Annotated in this window: 19 protein-coding genes and 1 pseudogene; 6 read left to right on the top strand and 14 right to left on the bottom strand. The window is 67.4% G+C overall.

Features of this window, described 5'->3' with window-relative positions; all coding sequences use genetic code 11:
- Positions 1-25: 25 nt before the first annotated feature.
- Complete coding sequence (poxB, locus tag AC1KVE_RS15160) at positions 26-1,735, bottom strand: ubiquinone-dependent pyruvate dehydrogenase (protein WP_181100850.1); 1,710 nt, start codon at positions 1,733-1,735, stop codon at positions 26-28.
- A 363-nt stretch (positions 1,736-2,098) separates the two neighbouring features.
- On the opposite strand from poxB, the gene AC1KVE_RS15155 reads away from it, so the two are divergent.
- On the top strand, positions 2,099-2,695 hold the full coding sequence (locus AC1KVE_RS15155; protein WP_016904049.1) for an OmpO family porin: 597 nt from the start codon (positions 2,099-2,101) through the stop codon (positions 2,693-2,695).
- A 273-nt stretch (positions 2,696-2,968) separates the two neighbouring features.
- Here AC1KVE_RS15155 and AC1KVE_RS15150 read toward each other — a convergent pair whose 3' ends face one another.
- The 6 genes from AC1KVE_RS15150 to AC1KVE_RS15125 all read right to left on the bottom strand — a co-directional run bounded on the left by AC1KVE_RS15150 (position 2,969) and on the right by AC1KVE_RS15125 (position 7,019).
- Positions 2,969-3,994: an NAD(P)H-dependent glycerol-3-phosphate dehydrogenase gene (locus AC1KVE_RS15150; protein ID WP_026064544.1), complete on the bottom strand. Its 1,026-nt coding sequence runs from the start codon at positions 3,992-3,994 to the stop codon at positions 2,969-2,971.
- 15 nt (positions 3,995-4,009) lie between these two features.
- A complete protein-coding gene (gene secB / locus AC1KVE_RS15145; RefSeq protein WP_016903394.1) occupies positions 4,010-4,525 on the bottom strand; it encodes a protein-export chaperone SecB in 516 nt (171 codons plus the stop codon).
- Positions 4,526-4,635: 110 nt separating this feature from the next.
- The gene (locus tag AC1KVE_RS15140; protein WP_016903395.1) at positions 4,636-5,073 is read right to left on the bottom strand and encodes a rhodanese-like domain-containing protein; all 438 of its coding nucleotides are present in this window, start codon (positions 5,071-5,073) and stop codon (positions 4,636-4,638) included.
- A 76-nt stretch (positions 5,074-5,149) separates the two neighbouring features.
- Complete coding sequence (locus AC1KVE_RS15135; protein ID WP_184457969.1) at positions 5,150-5,572, bottom strand: hypothetical protein; 423 nt, start codon at positions 5,570-5,572, stop codon at positions 5,150-5,152.
- A 28-nt stretch (positions 5,573-5,600) separates the two neighbouring features.
- Positions 5,601-6,071 carry a YiiD C-terminal domain-containing protein gene (locus AC1KVE_RS15130; RefSeq protein ID WP_024940488.1) on the bottom strand — a complete coding sequence of 157 codons (471 nt, stop codon included), beginning with the start codon at positions 6,069-6,071 and terminating at the stop codon, positions 5,601-5,603.
- Between the two features lie 138 nt (positions 6,072-6,209).
- Positions 6,210-7,019, bottom strand: a complete 810-nt coding sequence (locus AC1KVE_RS15125; RefSeq protein ID WP_184457764.1) for a glycosyltransferase family 25 protein — start codon at positions 7,017-7,019, stop codon at positions 6,210-6,212.
- Positions 7,020-7,114: 95 nt separating this feature from the next.
- Here AC1KVE_RS15125 and AC1KVE_RS15120 point away from each other — a divergent pair, with 95 nt between their 5' ends.
- From AC1KVE_RS15120 to AC1KVE_RS15110, 3 genes are all read left to right on the top strand, one after another.
- Positions 7,115-8,008, top strand: a complete 894-nt coding sequence (locus tag AC1KVE_RS15120) for a uroporphyrinogen-III synthase (RefSeq protein WP_102250749.1) — start codon at positions 7,115-7,117, stop codon at positions 8,006-8,008.
- A gap of 103 nt (positions 8,009-8,111) precedes the next feature.
- The gene (locus AC1KVE_RS15115) at positions 8,112-9,089 is read left to right on the top strand and encodes a uroporphyrinogen-III C-methyltransferase (protein ID WP_102580133.1); all 978 of its coding nucleotides are present in this window, start codon (positions 8,112-8,114) and stop codon (positions 9,087-9,089) included.
- Complete coding sequence (locus AC1KVE_RS15110; protein WP_104569296.1) at positions 9,086-10,351, top strand: heme biosynthesis protein HemY; 1,266 nt, start codon at positions 9,086-9,088, stop codon at positions 10,349-10,351. The genes AC1KVE_RS15115 and AC1KVE_RS15110 overlap by 4 nt, the downstream gene beginning before the upstream one ends.
- A 184-nt stretch (positions 10,352-10,535) precedes the next feature.
- On the opposite strand, the pseudogene AC1KVE_RS15105 reads toward AC1KVE_RS15110, so the two are convergent.
- Positions 10,536-11,076: pseudogene (locus AC1KVE_RS15105) on the bottom strand (hypothetical protein).
- A 122-nt stretch (positions 11,077-11,198) separates the two neighbouring features.
- On the bottom strand, positions 11,199-12,494 hold the full coding sequence (locus tag AC1KVE_RS15100) for an acetyl-CoA C-acetyltransferase (RefSeq protein WP_024940494.1): 1,296 nt from the start codon (positions 12,492-12,494) through the stop codon (positions 11,199-11,201).
- Between the two features lie 88 nt (positions 12,495-12,582).
- On the opposite strand from AC1KVE_RS15100, the gene AC1KVE_RS15095 reads away from it, so the two are divergent.
- Both AC1KVE_RS15095 and AC1KVE_RS15090 read left to right on the top strand, forming a co-directional pair.
- A complete protein-coding gene (locus AC1KVE_RS15095; RefSeq protein ID WP_184457760.1) occupies positions 12,583-13,467 on the top strand; it encodes a hypothetical protein in 885 nt (294 codons plus the stop codon).
- Positions 13,464-13,901 (top strand): VOC family protein, encoded by a 438-nt coding sequence (locus tag AC1KVE_RS15090; protein ID WP_184457758.1) that lies wholly within the window; start codon positions 13,464-13,466, stop codon positions 13,899-13,901. Before AC1KVE_RS15095 ends, AC1KVE_RS15090 begins: the two co-directional genes overlap by 4 nt.
- 254 nt (positions 13,902-14,155) lie before the next feature.
- Here the strand turns inward: AC1KVE_RS15090 and AC1KVE_RS15085 are convergent, their stop codons facing one another.
- The 5 genes from AC1KVE_RS15085 to AC1KVE_RS15065 form a co-directional block, all read right to left on the bottom strand.
- Positions 14,156-14,803, bottom strand: a complete 648-nt coding sequence (locus tag AC1KVE_RS15085) for a superoxide dismutase family protein (protein ID WP_024940497.1) — start codon at positions 14,801-14,803, stop codon at positions 14,156-14,158.
- Between the two features lie 49 nt (positions 14,804-14,852).
- The gene (locus tag AC1KVE_RS15080) at positions 14,853-15,452 is read right to left on the bottom strand and encodes a superoxide dismutase family protein (protein WP_039516513.1); all 600 of its coding nucleotides are present in this window, start codon (positions 15,450-15,452) and stop codon (positions 14,853-14,855) included.
- Between the two features lie 400 nt (positions 15,453-15,852).
- Entirely contained in the window at positions 15,853-17,283 is a 1,431-nt protein-coding gene (ntrC, locus tag AC1KVE_RS15075; RefSeq protein WP_102255371.1) for a nitrogen regulation protein NR(I), read from the bottom strand.
- Positions 17,276-18,331: a two-component system sensor histidine kinase NtrB gene (locus tag AC1KVE_RS15070; RefSeq protein ID WP_016903409.1), complete on the bottom strand. Its 1,056-nt coding sequence runs from the start codon at positions 18,329-18,331 to the stop codon at positions 17,276-17,278. Before AC1KVE_RS15070 ends, ntrC begins: the two co-directional genes overlap by 8 nt.
- Positions 18,332-18,595: 264 nt before the next feature.
- Positions 18,596-20,038, bottom strand: a complete 1,443-nt coding sequence (locus AC1KVE_RS15065; RefSeq protein ID WP_024940499.1) for an ammonium transporter — start codon at positions 20,036-20,038, stop codon at positions 18,596-18,598.
- Positions 20,039-20,054 lie beyond the last annotated feature (16 nt).

Here is a 20,054-nt window from a genome sequence, read left to right as displayed (position 1 = left end):
GCAGTTTCAGAACGCGGTAACTGTGTCAGCGCATATTGGTCTTGACCAGATCAATCACCTCATCGCCGCGCCCACTCATCACTGCCTTGAGCAGATACAGGCCCATGCCCTTGGCCTGTTCCAGCTTGATTGCCGGCGGCACCGCCAGTTCCTGCGTGGCGATGCGCACATCCACCAGCGCCGGACCGGAATGCGCGAAAGCCTGCCGCAACGCCCGCTCCAGTTGCGCGGATTCATCGACCCGGATGCCCAGGATGCCCATCGCATTGCTCATCGCTGCGAAGTCCGGATTGCGCAACTCGGTGCCGGTGTCCAGATAGCCGGCGGCCTTCATTTCCATCGCCACAAATCCCAGCGAGGCGTTGTTGAACACCACGATCTTCACCGGCAGGCGCAGCTGCGCCAGCGAGATGAAATCGCCCATCAGCATCGCAAAACCGCCATCGCCGGACAGCGCAATCACCTGACGGCCCGGATACGCCGACTGCGCACCCAGCGCCTGCGGCATCGCATTGGCCATCGAGCCGTGGTTGAACGAACCGAGCAAGCGGCGTTGTCCGTTCATGCGCAGGTAGCGCGCGGCCCACACCGTCGGCGTGCCGACATCGCAGGTGAATACCGCATCCTGGTCGGCGATCTGGCTGATCATGCGCGCCACGAATTGCGGATGCAGCGGCTCGCCTGGATCGGCCGGCACCGCCAGATCGTCCAGTCCCTCGCGCGCCTTGCGATAGTGCGCCAGCGCCTTGTCCAGGAAGTCGCGTTTCTCGCGTCGCTGCAGCTGCGGCAGCAAGGCGGCGATGGTTTCGCCCACATCCGCTGCGATGCCCAGCTGCAACGGCGTACGCCGCCCCAGCGCGCTCGGGTCGCGGTCCACCTGCACGATGGTCGCGTCCTTCGGGTAGAACTGCCGATACGGGAAATCCGTGCCCAGCATGATCAAGGTGTCGCAGTTGAGCATTGCGTGGTAGCCGGAGCTGAAACCGATCAGGCCGGTCATGCCGACATCGAACGGGTTCTCCCACTCCACGTGTTCCTTGCCGCGCAAGGCATGCACGATCGGCGCGCCCAGGGTGTCGGCCAATGCCACCACCGCATCGTGTGCGCCCGCGCAGCCGCTGCCGCACAACAGCGTGATCGCTTCGCTCTGCTGCAGCAGCGCGGCCAGTTGCTGCACATCTTCGGGAGCCGGCAGCACGCGCGGTTGGCGCAGTTGCGGCCAGGCCGTGGGGATGTGCTTGTCCACTTCCAGCAGTGCGATATCGCCGGGGATCACCACCACCGCCACGCCTTGCTGCAGGATGGCCGCACGCATCGCGCGGTGCAGCACCTCCGGCAGCTGCGCCGGATTGGTTACCAATTCCACAAAGTGACTGCACTCGCGGAACAGTTCCTGTGGATGCGTCTCCTGAAAATAGTTCAGCCCGATCTCGGACGAGGGGATATGCGCGGCGATCGCCAGCACCGGCTGGCGGCTGCGATGACAATCGAACAGCCCGTTGATCAAGTGCAGGTTGCCCGGCCCGCAGCTACCCGCACACACCGCCAGCTTGCCGGTCACCGCCGCTTCGGCACCGGCAGCGAACGCGGCCACCTCTTCGTGGCGCACGTGCATCCATTCGATCGTCTGCATCTCGCGCAAGGCATCGGTCAGGCCGTTGAGGCTGTCGCCGGTCAACCCCCAGATCCGCTCCACCCCCGCGCTCTGCAGCGTCTCGGCCAGAAACCGCGCCAACGTCTTTTTCTTCGCCACGATGCAGCTCCACGCTTGTTCGACAAGCCTGGCATGCTCCCAGTCACAGTGTCAGCGCAATGTGCTTGCACGCCGCGAACGCGTAGAAATCACTGGAAAACAGCCATTCCTATACATGCGCATCACATCCACGCGATGTAACCGCCAGTGCATCACGCTTTGCGCGTGCGCTACGCGCATTGCAATTTGATGACAAGGAAGCGGAGCTGAACTGGGCGCGATGATTCATGGACCAGTCAGTCCAAAATTCATGTCGCGTTCCATCGAATAACGGAGAATTTACATCTCGGCAGCGAACGGCATCCGCCTCAGCGCCGGCCCAAACCATAAGTACAGGTATCGATCATGAAGAATTCCCTGCTGGCCCTCGGCCTTCTCGCAGCCCTGCCGTTTGCGGCCTCCGCTGCTGAAAACCTCTCCTACAACTTCGTCGAAGGTGACTACGTGCGCACCCCGACCGAAGGCCGCGACGCTGATGGTTGGGGCGTGAAGGCGTCCTACGCCGTCGCTCCGAACTTCCACGTGTTCGGCGATTACAGCAAGCAGAACGCTGACGACAACGACAACGTGTTCGAAAGCTCCAACTCCGACTTCCAGCAGTGGGGCGTCGGCGTGGGTTACAACCAGGAAATCGCCACCAGCACCGACTTCGTTGCCCGCGTTGCCTACCGCAAGCTGGACCTGGACACCCCGAACATCAGCTTCGACGGTTACAGCGTTGAAGCCGGCCTGCGTAACGCCTTCGGCGAGCACTTCGAAGTCTACGCCCTGGCTGGCTACGAAGACTTCTCCAAGAAGCGCGGCATCGACATCGGCGACAACTTCTACGGCCGCCTCGGCGCCCAGGTCAAGTTGAACCAGAACTGGGGCATCAACGGCGACATCCGTATGGATGGCGACGGCAACAAGGAATGGTCGGTCGGCCCGCGCTTCAGCTGGTAAGCCGCACGTTTGACTGCAACGCGACTCTCTCTCCCGCGTTGCATTGGAAGCCCGGTCCCCCGACCGGGCTTCTTTCTTTTGGGCGATCGGCTGGCGCTGCGCACATCGCGCTATAGCGGCATGTGCGCGATGCGGCTGCTGTAGAAGCACGGTCCCGCGCGCTCGAGCGGCTACAGCTTGCCGCCAACCTTTGCGATCGGCAGCAACAAGAAGCCCGGCAATGCCGGGCTTTTTGTTGGTGTCTACGCAGCGCGTCAACGCGCGATACCACGATCAGGTGAACAAGGTCTGCGGGTACTCGGGCTTGCGCTCGCGTGCCAGCAATTCCTTCAGGCCTGCTTCCGGGGTGATCTCGCCATGCAATACCGCACGCACGGCGTTGGAGATCGGCAGCTCGATGCCGTGATGCTCGGCCTGACGCATGACTTCATCGGCGGTCTGCACCGATTCCACCACCTGGCCAATCTCGCGGATCGCATCGTTCAGGCTCTGTCCGCGTCCCAAGGCCAACCCCAGCCGTCGGTTGCGCGACAGGTCACCGGTGCAGGTGAGCACCAGATCGCCCAGACCCGCCAGGCCCATCAATGTCTCCGGCCGCGCACCGATCGCCGCCGCCAGGCGCAGCATCTCGTTCAAGCCGCGCGTGATCAGGCCGGCACGGGCGTTGAGGCCCAGCTGCATGCCATCGGCCACGCCGGTGGCCACCGCCAGCACGTTCTTCATCGCACCACCGAGCTCGGCGCCCACCATGTCATCGCCCGTGTAGGCGCGGAAGGTGGGGCCATGCATGGCATCGGCCACGACCTGCGCAAAGGCCGCATCGTCGCCATGCACGGTGATGGCGGTCGGCAGGCCGAGCGTGACTTCCTTGGCGAAGGACGGCCCGGTCACCACGGCCAGCGGAACGCCGGGACCGAGGATGTCGCGCGCCACTTCGTGCAGGAACCGCCCGGAACCGGGCTCGAAGCCCTTGGTCGCCCACGCAACGCCGGCACCGGCCGGACGCAACGGGGCGATCAACCGGATCGTCTCGGTGAATGCATGCGAGGGCACCACGACCAGGATCCAGCCAGCATCGGCAATGGCCAGTTGCAGGTCGGTGGTCGCGCGCAGGCTCTCGGGCAGTGCAATCCCCGGCAGATAACGTGCGTTTTCGTGGGTGCGGTCGATGGTATCCACCATCGCCGCATCGCGTCCCCAGAGCACGGTCGGGTGACCGTGCCTGGCGAGCAGCGCGGCCAGGGCCGTGCCCCAGGAGCCGGCGCCGAGAACGGCGATCTTCTGCGTCGAATCGCTCATCGGCGCACGCAAGGCTTAGGCGTTGCCAGCCGGCTCGGAATCGGCCAGCGAGGTGCCTTCGCCCTGCGAACGCTGGCGCAGGGTCTCTGCATACAGCGCTTCGAAGTTGATCGGCTGCAGGTAGAACGGCGGGAAGCCGCCGGCCTGGATCAGGTCGCTGACCAGGGTGCGCACGTACGGGAACAGGATGTTCGGGCACTGGGTGCCGAGCAGCACGTCGATCGCCTGCGGCTCCAGGCCGACCAGGCCGAACACGCCGGCCTGCTGCACTTCGGCCACGTAGGCGGTCTTGCCACCGGCGGTGCAGGTCAGGGTCACGGCCAGCACCACTTCGAAGGCGTTGTCGTTGAGGCGCTGCACCTTCTGGTTGAGGTTCAGCTGCAGCTCGGGCTGGTTGGCGTCATTGAAGACGGACGGCGCGTTCGGCGATTCGAAGGAAACGTCCTTGACGTAAATCTTCTCGATGGTGAAAGCGGGGCCAGCAGCGGCGTCGGCCGGCGCAACCGCGCCGTTGATGATTTCGTCGGACATTCCTAACTCCAGAAACGGTTCGGTGGATGCAGCGTTGAATGATGCAGACGTGAAAGTGCGAGTCTCTCACGCCAGCAATGGGGACTTGCCCGGCGCCTCACAAGGTGCGGTCAGGCGCGGCCCTTGACCAGCGGCAGTTCGGCCATTTGCCAGGCGGCCACGCCGCCATCGAGCCAGTAGACCTGCTCGAAACCGGCTTTCTTCAGCGTCTTGGCCGCGCCTGCGGAGGCATTGCCGTTGCGGCACACCACCACCACGGGCGAGGACTTGGCGTTGGCGAGCAGCTTGCCGGCCGGGTCGAACTTGGCCAGCGCCACGTTGCGGCTGCCGGCGATGTGGCCTTTTTCGAAATCGGCGGTCGGCGACAGGTCGATCACCAACGCGTTCTCGCTGTTGATCAAACGGGTCAGCTCGGCCGGCTTGAGTGCGCGATACCCACGGAACAGGCGCGCGACCTCGGTGACGATCAGGGCGATGGTCAGGCCCACCAGGGCCAGTGACAACATGGGGTTGCGGCCGACAAAGGCCTGCAGCTCTTCGAAATTCACGGGGTCAGGGTCAGTCAAGCGGGCGGGAATTGTCGCACAGCTGGCGCGTGCGACGGCCAGGCACCGGCGGCACGGGCTACTGGCCCTGCCACAGATCGGGCAGGCCGCTGGCCAGCCACCAGCGTTTGCGCTCGGCGTCCCAGCGCCACAGCTCGATGCTGCGCACCAGCCGCTCGGCCTGGGTATTGCGGTTGATCACCCGCAACTCGACCTCTCGGCGCAAGTCGCCGTTGCCATCCTCGCCCACCCGCAGCTCGCGGTAGCCGGAGATCTGCACCTGTTCGTAGCGCGAGCGTTCCAGATCGCTGAGCGGATGCGCCTGGGCGTAGGTCGGCTCGACAAAGCCCTGCGCGGCATCGAAATCGCTCCAGCGCACGGCAGCGGTGTAGGCGGCCTGAGTGGTTTCCAGCGCGCGTGCCTGGGCACGGCTGCCGGCAGACGCCACCCCGCTGACGATCGCCAGCCCGAGCAACAGCATTGCCCCGATCACTGCACGCATGCGCATTCCCCCAAGTCCAGCGCGCATCCTACCGTTTTGGAAACGCCACGAAGCGCCCGCTCAGGGTGGCCGCCGCCGCCCCGGACCCCAGCGCGATCTGCGCACGCATGCCGATGCGCGCCTTGCCGCGTTGCCGGAAGGTGGCCAGGAATGCCTCCCAGCTGCCGAGTTCGGACGGCTCGGCATTGGCCACTAGGTCCTCGTAGACCGGGGCGACGTAGCGCAGCTGGCTGTCGGCCACGTAGACATCGGCGCTGTGCCCAGCCAGTTGCAGTTGCAGCGTCAGCCAGCCCCAGCTGGCCAGCGTCATCAACGAGGCCAGGCTGCCGCCGAACGCATTGGCCTTGTCGTTGACGTTGGCCTGCAGCGGCGCACGCAAGCGCAATGCGCCGTCATGCAAGCCGTCGACGGCAATGCCCATCGACAGGACCGGCGGCATGGCGACGAACTGTTGCTGCAGCGACTGCAGGGCGGATGCGAGCGTGCACGAAGGAGTCATCGGCGAAGGCTGAAAGACGGCGAAGGGCGGCATCATGCCGCAATGTTCCGCGAGCGTCTTGTGCACTGGAATGACATGCGGTACCGCATGGTGAACGCGTACGGCATCGCGTCGCCGCACGCCTGGGTCTCGCCCGGCTCAGGGCGCGAACACGACCTTGCGATAACCCTGCGCCACCCGCAGCAACGCGGTGGCCTTGGCCTTCCAATGCGCGCTGCGCTGCCTCTGCACGTGCGTCAACGGCGCATCGATGGTGCTGGTGAACACGATCTGCTCCGGAGCGGCGTGGAAGAACTTGTCCTGGATGCAGGCCGCCGGCGCCAGCTGATAGGTGGACAGCTGCTGTGCGACCGGCGATTCATTCCAGCCGAACAGGAAAATGTCCGCCATGGTGTGCGAGCGTGCGTCGGCCGCGAGCAGCAGGCGCGCCGCATCGCGGCTGAGAATCAGCGCTCCGGCGCAGACCGGCCAGCAGTGTTGGTGGGTCGAGGGACGCACCAGGCGCAGCTGCCGGCCACCGACCTCGGCGACCTCGGCATCGAGCTTGATGCGGTTGTAGGACGGCTCCAGCCGCACGATGCTGTTGCCGCCCGGCAGCCACTCGCTGCTGCGCAGCAGCGCCGGCAGCGCGTCGGACAGATGCATGTCGTCTTCGAAGATGGCGGTGTAGGCGTCGTCGGAGTCGGCTGCGATGCGCCACGCGGCCTGATGGCTCAGGAAGCACCCGATGTTGGAGGCGGTCCACTTGCGCGGGCCGGTGCTGAAGGCATCCCCGGAGCCTTCCAGCGGCCGCTCGCGTGCGAAATCGGCAATCTGCGCAGGCGTCAGGGTGGCGCCATCGACTGCGGGAATCCGCTCGAACGGCAGGCCCAGCGCGTGGAACCGCGTCGACATCGCCTGCAGGCGCTCGCCGCTGCGCTGCATGTTGATGAGGTAGGACTTGATCACGGCGCCACTCCAGCTCGATCGTCGTGGCGGATCGTGGGCGGTAGCGGTCATCGGCACAGACCCGGGGACGAGGTTCTGGCCGCAGAAACGCAGGCATGGCGTCGAGCAGGCACGCAAAGGCCAGACAGCGCGCGAGGATCGAATCGCTGCCAGCGCCAGCGCAGCGCGCAACACCCGCCCCCGATAACGCACGGCTCTCGCATAATCACTGGATGACACCTCCCACCCCAGCTGCCAACGTCTGGACCCTGATTTCGCTGCGGCCCAGCGGTGAACACGCGCCGCTGCGGCGGGCCGCCACGCGGCACGGCGGACGGCTGCTGGCGCTGTCGCCGTGGCGGCTGCAGACCAACGACACCCCGCAGGCACGCGCTGCATTGCGGCAGGCCTTGCATGCGCCGATCGCGGTGTTCACCAGCCCGGCCGCAGTGCACGCGGCGCATCGCCTGGCGCCGCTGCAGCGGCCGGCGCAGGCGCAGTGGGTGAGCGTGGGAGACGGCACTGCGCGCGCGCTGCAGGCCTGCGGCATCGACACGGTGATACGCCCCGCGCGCATGGACAGCGAGGGCCTGCTCGCATTGCCGCTGTTCCGGCAATCGCTGCAGGCCGTTGGGCTGATCACCGCCCCGGGCGGGCGCGGCATGCTGGCGCCGGCCCTGGAGCAGCGGGGCGCCCGCATCCTGCGCGCCGATGTCTATCAGCGCGTGCCGTTGCGCCTGCGCGCATCGGCAGTGCGTGCCCTGGCGAACGCGCTGCCCGCTAGTGTGCTGGCGCTGAGCAGCGCCGAAGCGCTGACGCTGGTGCTGCAGCAACTGCCCGGACCGCTGATCGACGCCTTGCGGCAACGCCCGCTGGTGGCCTCCAGCGAGCGCATGCTGCAAGCCGCACACGCCGCCGGCTTCCAGCATGCGGTGCGCGCTGCGGGTCCCTTACCCGAGCAATTGGCCGCTGCCGCCGCCGCGATCGTGACACCATCGCGACCTTGCTGAACTTCGAACTCAAGCACGGCTTGCGGCTGTCTGCCGCTGCACGCCATGCTGTGGCAGATGACTGCGGCACCTGCACCCGTCGTGACCGCGCGAGGATGGACGAATGACCGAAATGCCCGCTTCCACGCGACGCTTTCCCTTGGCATGGCTGCTGCTCGTCGTCGCCCTGGCCGCCGTGGGCGTGGCGCTGTTCTTCGGTTGGCGCGCATGGCAGGGCTATCAAAGTGCGCAGCTGCAGGCCGCCGAGGCGCAGCAGCAGCGCTGGGATGGCACGCAGCAGATGCTGGAGACCTTGCGCCGCGACCAACGCCTGGCCAACGAACGCCTGGCGGATGCGGCAGCCACCAACCGCGTGCTGCGCGACGAGATGCTGGGCCTGAGCCAACGCAGCGCCTTGCTCGAAGAAACCGTGCAAAAGCTTGCCGATCCCAACCGCCACGGTGCACAGGCGCTGCGGCTGGATGAAGTGGAACTGCTGCTGCGGCTGGGCCAGCAGCGGCTGAGCATCGCCGGCGACGCCGACGGTGCGCGCCGCGCCTACGCACTGGCCAATGCCGCGCTCAATGGCATCGACGATCCCGGCTATCTCAACCTGCGCCAGGCGCTGGTACAGGAACGCGACGCGCTGGATCGCCTGGGCGCCGGTCCGCAGGCGCAGGCGGGCCACACCCTGGACCAGTTGGCCGGCGACCTGCTGCGCCTGCCCGAACAGACCGCTCAAGAGAGCGAAGCAGCGCAGCCGTGGTGGCAGAAAGCACTCACACCGCTGGTGGACATCCGTCCCAGCCGTGGCGATGCGCTGCTGACCGGCGGCGATCGCCACGCCGCGCGCGACGCCTTGCAGATCGAGGTCAGCCTGGCCCGCGCTGCGGCCGAGCGCGGCGATGCCGCCGGCTTTGCGCAATCGCTGCGCCGGGTGGACACCTGGACCACCCGGCTGTGGCCGGATTCACCACAACGTCGCCAGGCACGTACCCGCCTGCGCACGCTGCAACAAGCGCCACTGCGTCCGCGCCTGCCGGAACTGGGCACCACCCTGCTGCAACTGCAGGCCATGCGTGAAGGGAGATCCACCCAATGAAAGTGTTGCGTACCGTCTTGATCCTGTTGGTTGCCGTGGCGCTGGGCGTGCTCGGTGCGCAATGGCTGTCGCATCAGACCAGTTACGACCTGGGCAATGTGGTGGTCAGCGTCGGCGGCAACGACTACCGCGCCGCCATGCCGCAGGCGCTGCTGATCCTGGTCATCGCGCTGCTGGTGCTGTGGCTGGTGTGGACGCTGGTCAGCCTGCCGTTCCGGGTCTGGGGCAAGTACCGCCGCAGGAAGGGCCGCGCCCGCCTGATCGAAGGCCTGCGCGCAGCCGATCACGGCCAGTGGCAGCGTGCCGAGCGCCTGTTGGTCAACGCCAGCGAGGATGCGGAGGTCAGCGGCATCGCCCTGGCCAGCGCAGTGCGGGTCGCCGATGCACGCGGCGACGAAGTGGCGGCGAACGCGCTGGCCCAGCAATTGGCAGAGCGCGACCCCACCGCGCATGCGTTGCTGCAGGGCGAGCGGCATCTGGCGCGGCAACGCCCGGTCGAGGCCATCAATGCGCTCGATCATGCCAACGCCCAGCCGCTGCCGGCGCGCGGCCTGCTGCTGCGCACGCACGCCCTGGCGCAGATCGGCCGCGCCGACGAGGCTTACGGCCAGCTGGGCGCATTGCGTCAGCAGGCGGTACTGGCACCGGAGGCCTACAGCGCCCTGGAAGCGACGCTGGCCGAGCAGACGCTGTTGCAGGCCGGCGATGCCAATGCCCTGGCCGAACGCTGGGAAGCGCTGCCCAAACCGCTGCGTACCTATCCTGCGGTGGTAGGCGCCTATGCACAGCGCGCCGCGGCGCTGCATTGGGACGACGCGGCAGTGCACAGCCTGGAGCAGGCGCTGGACACGCAGTGGGACGAATCGCTGGTGCGCCTGTACGGCGTGCTGGCGTTGGAAAAATACGATTCGCGCCGCGCCAGTGCGCAGCGTTGGCTGGCCCAGTACCCGGACAGCCCGGGCCTGTTGCTGACCCTGGCGCGCCTGGCCCGTCACCAGCAGCAGTGGTCGCAGGCCGAAGAGTTCCTGCATCGCGCGGTGGCCAATGGCGCGGGCAGCGAGGCCTGGGAAGAACTCGGCCACGGCTTTGCCGCTGCGGGGGATCTGCTGTCTGCACAGCATTGCTACGCCAACGCCCTGCGCGCCGCACGCGGCGAGCCGGTGCACGAGGGCTTGCCGCAGCAATCGCTGCACGGGCCGATCGTCTCGGCGTATGCCACGCCGCCGGCCGATCCGCTCGCACCGGACGATCGCGTGCTTTGACCTAAGGTCTGATCGCCGTTGCGGCGATGCGTGGACTCACCATCAGCCCCGGCATGTCCGGGGCTTTTGGTTTTCTAGATCAGGGCAGAAGCGCCGCCGGCAACGTTTGCCGGCCCGTCCTCACGTCCGCGGGGATGGCAACGCATGGACGTTACAAAGCTATCTGCAAACATAGCGGCGCAGATCACCCATCGCGCGATTCCCGGGGCGGCGCTGGCAATGCGCGCAAAAACGCGTCACAGGCACCGAAATAACGTGCCTGCTCGTGATCGACCGATTGCGCCGACAGCACGCGCGAACCGCGCCTGCCGATCAACAGCATCGCCGCCATCACACCGGCACCGGTCAGCCAGCCTGTCGCACCACCGATCCACAGCACCCTCACCAGCAACGGCACGATCGACGCCATCGCGATGGCGACACACCGCACGCGGCGGCGCTCATGCCACGCGCACAGGCTCAGCACGTGCGCACTGCGCTTGCGCAGCACGATGGCCAGGATCAGATACGGCAGCACCCCCATCAATAGGGTCAGATAGATCGCCGGGTGATGCCAATGGAAGATGTAGCGGCGCGGCGAGATGTCCGCCGCCGCATTGCACTTGACGCAACGCGGCGGCAGATCGGCGCCCGGCGTGCACACCAGCACATCGCCCTCGCCACACGGCGCCGTGCGTCGGAGGCAGATAAAGCGTAGGGGGCTCGTGTGAATCAACGTTCGACATCCATGCGTCCTTGCAGGTTGGGGATTCGGGATTGGGAATTGGGGATTCGTAAAATCAGGAGTCCGCAGCTGCTTTTGCGAATCCCCAATCCCGAATGCCCAATCCCACGCTGCGCAGCAGCGTCAGCGCTCGACGATGGCCACCACGCCCATGCCGCCAGCGGTGCAGATCGAAATCAATGCACGGCCGCCGCCACGTTCTTCCAGTTGCTTGGCGGCGGTGGCCACCACGCGTGCGCCGGTGGCGGCGAAGGGGTGGCCGGTGGCCAGCGACGAGCCCAGCGGGTTGATCTTGTCCGGGTCGATACGGCCCAGCGGCGCTTCCAGCCCCAGGCGATTGCGGCAGTAATCCTCGCTTTCCCAGGCGCGCAGCGTGCACAGCACCTGCGCGGCGAAGGCCTCGTGGATTTCGTAGATGTCGAAGTCCTGCAGGGTCAGGCCCTGACGCGCCAGCATCTGCGGCACCGCAATGGTCGGCGCCATCAACAGGCCTTCGCCATGCACGAAATCCACCGCCGCCACCTGCGCATCGCGCAGATAGGCCATCGGAGTGTGGCCATGCGCCAGCGCCCAGGCTTCGCTGGACAGCAGCACCGCGGCCGCGCCATCGGTGAGCGGGGTGGAATTGGCCGCGGTCAGCGTACCGCGGCCGGAGGTCTTGTCGAAGGCCGGACGCAGCGTGGCCAGCTTTTCCAGCGAGGTGTCGGCGCGCAGGATGTTGTCGCGCGAGACGCCGCGGAACGGCGCGATCAGCGTGTCGAAGAAGCCGCGCTCATAGGCAGCGGCCAGCTTGTGGTGCGAGGACACCGCCCATTCGTCCTGCGAATCACGCGAGATGTTCCATTCCTTGGCCATGTCCTCGCAGTGGTCGCCCATGCTCTTGCCGGTGCGCGGCTCGGCCACGCCGGGGAATTCAGGCTTGAGCTCGCTCAGCTTGAAGCCGCGCAGCAGGGCCTTGAGCTTGTCACCGGTGGCCTTGGCGCGGTTGGCGGCCATCAGCCGCGCGCGCAGCTTCTTGCCGTAGACGATCGGCACTTCGGAGGTGGTGTCCGAGCCGCCGCCGATGCCCGAATCGATCTGGCCCAGCGCGATCTTGTTGGCGATGGTGATCACCGAATCCAGGCTGGTGCCGCAGGCACGCTGCAGGGTGATGCCCGGCGTCAGCGGCGATAGCCCGGACGACAGCGCCGCCTCGCGGGCCAGGTTCCAGTCCGAGGAATGCTTGATCACCGCCCCCATCGCCACTTCGCCCAGTTGCTGCCCGTGCAGCCCGAAGCGCTCGACCAGCGCGCCCAGCGTGCGCACCGACATGCCCAGGTTGCCCACGTCCGCATAAGCGGTGTTCTGACGACAGAACGGGATACGAACGCCGCCCAGAATGGCGACGGGACGGGCTGCGGGCATCGGTTGACCTGGCATGGAGGACTCGGGGACATGGCCTGCACAGGGCCGGCAGGCATAATGGCCGCAGTGTAGCTTCGACCCCGTGATGGGCCAACCGCGAATCATGAGCAAGACCGAACACGGCGTGACCGCCATGGGTGTGATGGCGCTGGAATTGACGGGCGGCACCGCCCCCGAGCGCGGCGCCCTGGCGCCCGAGCAAGCCGGCATGCTGGCCGAACGCATCGGCCGCGACCTGGCGCAGTGGATCCCCGAAGTCCGCGCGCTCGAGCTCAGCGTGGCAATGGCGCACTTCGACCCGGCCGAAGTGCTGCGGCCGGGCTGGCCGCTGCATCGCCGGCTGGACGAGCTGCATGCGCGCGCCCCCGGGCGCGACCAGGGCCCGCGCGTGCTGGCGTTCGGCGCCGATGCGCAGGGCGAGATCCCCCTGCCCTTCCAGGCCGACGCACAGCTGACCGGCGGCGGCCTGCGCGTGCTGCCGTTCCTGCTCTCCGGCGATCCGCAGATCGTGGCGACGGTGGCCGATGCGATGGAAGAAGTGCTGCTGGCCCAGGGCATGGCGCAGGCCGATACCGCGCTGCTGGCGCAGGAAAGCTTCGGCGCACGCATCGAACACGCGCGGTATCTCACCGCGAACGATCTGGCGGCGATGATTTCCATGCAGTACGACAACCAGGGCCTGGCCCCGTTGTGGCCGCTGATCGAAGCCGCCCTGCTGGCGCCGCATACCGAAGAGTGGCTGGAACAGCCGCCCGAGCCGGTGCTGCGCTATGTCGAGGGCGAAGTGCGCATCGCGCTGTTCGACCCGGCCGGCTGGTGCGATTACTACGCGCACGACCGCGAGAATTGCGAGCGCCTGCGCGGCGTCTACGAACAATTCCTCTCGCGTCAGCGACAGATGGCCGCAGTGCTGGAAGCGCATGGCCTGCCGGTATTGTACGTGCATGTGGAACCGGGCCAGGATCCGCGCCAGGCATTGGCCGCGTGAGCCAGACGCCGGCTTCCACAGCGCCGGCGTTGCAGGGCGTACTGGAAACCGGCGTGTATGTGGCAGACCTGGAACGCGCATGCGCGTTCTATGCCCGCGTACTGGGACTGGCAGCCATGTATCGCGACACGCGCATGGCCGCGTACGCAATCGCACCCGGGCAGGTGCTGCTGCTGTTCCTGCAGGGCAGCACCGCCGCCACGGTCACGCTGCTGGGCGGCACGATTCCGCCGCACGATGGCAGCGGGCGCGCGCATTTCGCATTTGCCATCGCCACCGATGCGCTGGCTGGATGGGAGGCACATCTGCAGGCCTGCGACGTGCCTATCGAGGGCCGCACGCAATGGCCGGGCGGCGGGCACAGCCTGTACTTCCGCGATCCGGATGCGCATCTGCTGGAGCTGGCGACGCCGGGGCTGTGGCCGAATTACTGAGTGCCGATGACGCGGGTCTTGCGCAAGCGATCGACGTTGGTCGCCTGTGCGGTGCGCCCGGTGTGCGGTGTATCGACGGTTCGAGATGTACCGACAATTCAACAGGAAGCATGCAGCGCGCGACATGCGGCGTGCCGGATGCACTAGCGTCGGCACGCCGCAGGACCGGATCGCTCCCCCACCGTAGCCCAGAAACAACAACGCCGCGGTAATCGATCACCGCGGCGTTTTGCCTGGCTGCTGGCCTGTCCTGCTTACTTGGCTGCAGCTGGGGCGTTGTCGGTGGTGATCACACCGCAGGCCAGACGGCCGCCGGCGTTGCCGGTGGGCTGGGTTTTGTAGTCGTCGGCATCGGCGTGCACGATCACCGCGTGGCCGGCGATATCGAACTGGTCGGCCTTGCCCAGATTGACGTTGCTCGACACCGGGCCATCGATGCTGGCATTGCCCTGCGCATCGGCCTTGATGTTGGGCATGTCGCCGCCGTGGTGCGGATCGGCACTGACGGCGCCGTGATCGGACTGGGCCGGGTTGAAGTGGCCGCCGGCGCTGCTGCCGTCCGGTGCGCTGCAATCGCCCTTTTCGTGGATATGGAAGCCGTGTTCGCTGTCGGGCTTGAGGCCACTGAGCTGGCCGGTGACGCGCAGCGCGCCGTCGACGATCTTGAAGCTCACCGTGCCTTTGACGTCGCTGCCCTTGGTCGGCTTGAGCTCGGCGGTGGCGGTGGTGGTGGCCGCCGCTTCGGTGACCATGGACGCGGCGTGCTCACCGCCATGCGCCGCTTCGGCCGCTGCGCCGGCCTGCGGTGCGGGTGCAGGATCGGCCGGAGCGGGTTCGTCGCGCTTGCACGCGGTCAGCACCAGCGCGGTGGCCAGGAACAACGTCGTTGGAAGAATGCGCATGAGAAAACTCCTGTAGAAAGGCCGCAGCTGCAGCCAGGGGTGCCCCGACTCAGGGCTGCGAAGGGGGTGTGCGCCACTGGGTGACGCGGATGACGCCGCAGGCCAGACGTGCGCCGGCGTTGCCGCTGGGTTGGCTGCGATAGTCGTCGGCGTCGGCATGCACCACCAGCGACTTGCCGACCACGTCGGTGGGCGCGGCATCGCCCAGGGTGATGCCGGCAACGATCATGTCCAGATGCGCGACACCTTCGGCATCGGCACGCAGATTGTCCATGTCGCCAGCGTGGTGGGGAGTGTTGCCGGCACGTCCGTGCGCCGCACCGGTCGGATTGAAATGCGCACCGGCACTGCTGGCGTCGGCGGCGCTGCAATCGCCGCGTTCGTGCACATGAAAACCGGCCACGCCGCCCGGGCGCAGGCCACCGACCGTGCCGGTGATACGGATGCCTTGCAGCGCAGGGACCAGCACCACCCGACCGCTGACCAGGCTGCCCGATGCCGATGCCAGCGCCGCTTCGGCCTGCTGGACCGGACGCACGGGCACCACCCGCGCCGCCGGGGGCGGTGGTGGCGGAGGCGGTGGCGTGCTGCTGCAGGCGGCAAGCGCCAGCGCGGTGAGGGCAACGATCGTGGACGACCGGTAACGCATCGAGCTGTTCTCCTGATCAGGCTGGAAACCTATGCGGGCGCATGTTCACATGTCATGAAATGCGCCGCTGGCAGCACAGGAGTTTACGGGGTTGGTGTGGATGGTCGGGTTGTTGGAGGTGCGGGTCGATGGGATGTGGGTTGTTGGGATGGTGTGCGAAGCGCCGAGTACACGTGTCGTGAGCTGCTTGGACGATGGCGTCTGCACGTTAGAACTGCAATGGCGTCATCGAGCGCAAGGACGCGGCGGCGCGTCCCTGATCAACGCTTGCCGCGGGCAGTGTCGGCAGCCTCAGCTCGATCGAGGCACGGCGGAATAGATGCGCGTGCAGTAGCGCTTCCATCACCACAGCGACCCTCACCCCAACCCCTCTCCCATGAGAGAGGGGCTTAGATTCAGATCACCGGCGTTTGCGGCCCGGACCGAGTTTGCGGGTGACGGTGTTGCGGCCCAGACCCAATCGGGCGGCGGCTTCGGCACGGCGGCCCTGGGTGAGTTGCAGGGCGGCTTCGAGCAGGGTCTTGTCCAGGCGTTCGCGGGCTTCGGCGTGCAGGCCCTGGGCGCCTTCGCTCAGGCGTTGCGCAGCCCAGCTGGAGAGCATCTCGTCCCATTGCCCGTCACCGCGGCCGGCACGCTGGCGGCGGCCGCCGCGCGCCAGTGCCGATTCCACGTCCACCACGTCGATGATGTCGGCAGTGGCCAGGGCCGCCAGGCGCCAGCAGACGTTTTCCAGCTCGCGCACGTTGCCGGGCCAATCGTATTGGCGGAGTTGTTCCAGCGCGGCCGAGGACAGCCGCTTGGGCAGCATGTCGAGCTTGCGCCCGGCCATGGCCAGGAAATTCTCGGCCAGCTGCGCGATGTCGCCGCGGCGCTCGCGCAGCGGCGGCAATTGCAGGCGCACCACGTCCAGGCGATGCAACAGGTCGGCACGGAAGCGGCCTTGTTCGACCAGCGCCTCCAGGTCCTGATGGGTGGCGGCGATCACGCGCACATCGACGCGGATCAACTCGCGCCCGCCGACGCGGAAGAATTCGTTCTCGGCCAGCACGCGCAGCAAACGGGTCTGCAGCGGCAGCGGCATGTCGCCGATTTCGTCCAGGAACAGCGTGCCGCCGTCGGCCTGTTCAAAGCGGCCGATGTGGCGTTTGGTGGCGCCGGTGAAGGCGCCAGTTTCGTGGCCGAACAACTCGCTTTCCAGCAGTTCCGCGGGAATGGCGGCGGTGTTGAGCGCGACGAAGGGCTTGCGCGCGCGCGGCGATTCGTTATGCAGTGCGCGCGCCACCAGTTCCTTGCCGGTACCGGTCTCGCCGTTGATCAGCACCGACAGCGGTGCCTGCGCCAGCCGGCCGATCGCGCGGAACAGCGCCTGCATCGCCGGGGTGTCGCCGATCAGCGAGGCCGAGCCTTCTGCAAAGGGCGTCCCGATGATCTCCTCGACACCGGCATCGGCATCCGGCAGCGCGCGTGCGGCCAAGGCCACCGCATCGTCCAGATCGAAGGGCTTGGACAGGAACTCGTGCGCGCCGCCGCGGAAGGCGCCGGCGGTACTGGCCACATCGGTGTAGGCCGACATCACGATCACCGGCAGTTGCGGGTGCCTGGACTTGAGCTTGTCGAGCAGGCTCAGGCCGTCTTCGCCGGGCATGCGCACGTCGGTGAACAGCAGATCCGGGGTGGGCCGCATGGCCAGTGCCTGCAGTGCGGCGGCGGCGCTCTCGAAGCCATCCACGGCGTAGCCGGCATCGCGCAAGGCGGTGGACAGCACGAAGCGGACCGAACGGTCGTCGTCGACCACCCAGATGTGGTGGGATGCGGCGGCGGCCTCAGCCATGCAGATGCTCCTTGTCGTGATCGCCGGCCAGCTCGGGCAACAGCAGAGTGAAAACGGTATGTCCCGGCCGCGAGCGGTAGGTCAGCGTGCCGTGGTGTTCGCGCGAGACCTGCTGGGCCAGCGCCAGACCCAGGCCGCTGCCTTCGGCGCGGCCACTGACCAGCGGCAGGAACAGGTGCTCGGCCAGTTCCTCCGGCACACCGCCGCCGTCGTCGATGATCTCCAGCCGCAGCGACATCGCATGCACGCGGTCGCGGATGCGCTGGCCGTGCTCGACGCGGGTGCGCAGGGTCACCCGCGTGGCGCCGGCCTGGAACGCATTGCGCACCAGATTCCACACCGCCTGGGTCAGGCGGTCGCCATCGCCGAGGATGTCGGGAATGCTGGGGTCGTAATCGCGCTGCACCTGCACCGACCAGCCGCCCTCGGCCTCGGCCAGGCGCAGCACACGCTCGAGCACGACGTGGATGTTGAGGCGGTCGTGCGGGCGCGCCGGCGTGGGCGAGAGCAGGCGTTCGAGCAAGGTATTGAGGCGTTCGATCTCGGTGCCGATCAACTCGATCAGCTCGCGCTCGTCCTCGTCGCGCCCGGCCGAGCGCCGCGCCAGCAACTGCGCCGCGCCCTTGAGCCCGGCCAACGGATTGCGCAGTTCGTGCGCCAGCCCCTTGAGCGCGGCGCTCAAGGCATTGGGCAGCGCGTGGGTGGGATCCAGCGCGGGGAATTCGTCGACCGGATGGGTTTCCAGCAGCCAGCCGCCGTCGTCCAGCCGCGACAGCCAGCCTTCGGCAAAGCGCGGCGCGTCATTGGGCAGGCCCAATGCCAGCCGATGCAGGCGCAGCACGTCGCGCTCGTCGTTGAGCAGGAAACGGGCCAGCGCATCGCCCTGCACTTCCAGCGCGGCCAGCGGTTGATCGACCAGACGCCGCGCACTGACCCCGAGCCAGCGCGCGAAGGCCGGATTGACGCCCAGCACGCGGCCCTCGCGGTCGGCCCAGGCCACCGGTGTGCCCAGGCTGTCCAGCGACGGGAGAATGGACGACATCAGCATTGCACCAATTTAGTGCAAGCACGATCGGCCTGCGCATATGGCGCGCAGAACGAAGCATGCAGGCAAGGAATCGGGGCCGGATGGCAGCAGGTCGCACCGATCCAGCGGGCATCCGCGCCGACAGTCACAGGCGTGGGGCTGGTCATGCAGGCACCTCGGCAGTTGGTCCGCGCCCAGTCGGGCAACGGGGAAAACGGACCCGGCACGGCTGTCCCGGCCGGGTCGTTGCGCCACCCGCGGCAGCGTGGCCGCGGGTGTGCATGCTCAGGACTCGTATGCCGCTTCGCCGTGCGAGGTGATATCCAGGCCCTCGCGCTCGGCTTCTTCGGTGACGCGCAGGCCGAACACCAGCTTGGCGACCAGGAAGCCCACCACCGACACCACGCCGATCCACACCAGGGTGATGCCCACGCCCAGCGCCTGGATGCCGACCTGATGCACGATGTCGTAATCGCCGCCCTTCTGGCCGCCCAGCGAGGCCGCCGAGAACACGCCGGTCAGGATGGCGCCGATGATGCCGCCCAGGCCATGCACGCCGAACACGTCCAGGCTGTCGTCGGCGCCCAGCAGGCGCTTCAGGCCGGTGACGCCCCACACGCACAGCACGCCGGCGGCCAGGCCGATGACGATCGCACCGAACGGACCCACGGTGCCGCAGGCCGGGGTGATGCCGACCAGGCCGGCGACCATGCCCGAAGCCACACCCAGCGCCGACGACTTGCCCTTGATGATCTTCTCAGTCAGCGACCAGCCCAGGATGGCGGCCGCGGTGGCCAGCAAGGTGTTGAGGAAGGCCAGCGCCGCACCGGCATTGGCTTCCAGGTTGGAGCCGGCGTTGAAGCCGAACCAGCCCACCCACAGCAGCGAGGCACCGACGAAGGTCAGGGTCACGTTGTGCGGCTTGATCGCCTCACGGCCCAGGCCGGCCCGCTTGCCGACGAAGTAGGCGCCGACCAGGCCGGCGATACCGGCATTGATGTGCACCACGGTGCCGCCGGCAAAATCCAGCGCGCCCAGGCCGAACAGGTATCCGCCGGTGGCCCAGACCATGTGCGCCAGCGGCAGGTAGCCGAAGGTGAACCAGATCACCGAGAACAGCAGCACCGCGGCGAACTTGGCGCGTTCGGCAAAGGCGCCGACGATCAGCGCGCCGGTGATGCCGGCAAAGGTCGCCTGGAACGCCACGAACACGTATTCCGGCAGGCTCACGCCCTTGGTGAAGGTGGCTGCCAGCGTCTCGATGGTCACGCCCTTGAGCAGCGCCTTGTCCAGATTGCCGATCCACGGGCCTTCGCCGGAGAACGCCAGGCTGTAGCCGTACACCACCCACAGGATGGTCAGCAGCGAGAACACCACCGCGACCTGGATCAGCACCGACAGCACGTTCTTGGCGCGCACCATGCCGCCGTAGAACAACGCCAGGCCCGGCACCACCATCAGCAGCACCAGCAGCGTGGAGGTCAGCATCCAGGCGACATCGCCCTTCTCCACCACCGGCGCGGCTTCGGCGGCGGCCACCGGTGCGGCGGGCGGCTGCGCCGACGGCAGCGGTTCGGTGGTGACCGGTTCGGTCGGCAGCGGGGTGACCTGCGGGGTGGACTGCGCGTGCGCGCTGCCCATGCCGCCCACCACCAGCGCGCTGAACAGCATCAGCATGCAGACACTGTAGAACCGGGCTTTCCACCCGGCAAAAAGGGCTGTCTTCATAAGAACTCCGGGGGTG

This window comes from Xanthomonas sp. NCPPB 2864 (genome assembly GCF_056675615.1).
Note: the sequence above shows the minus strand (reverse complement) of the source record. Positions and strands in the feature narration are given on the sequence as shown.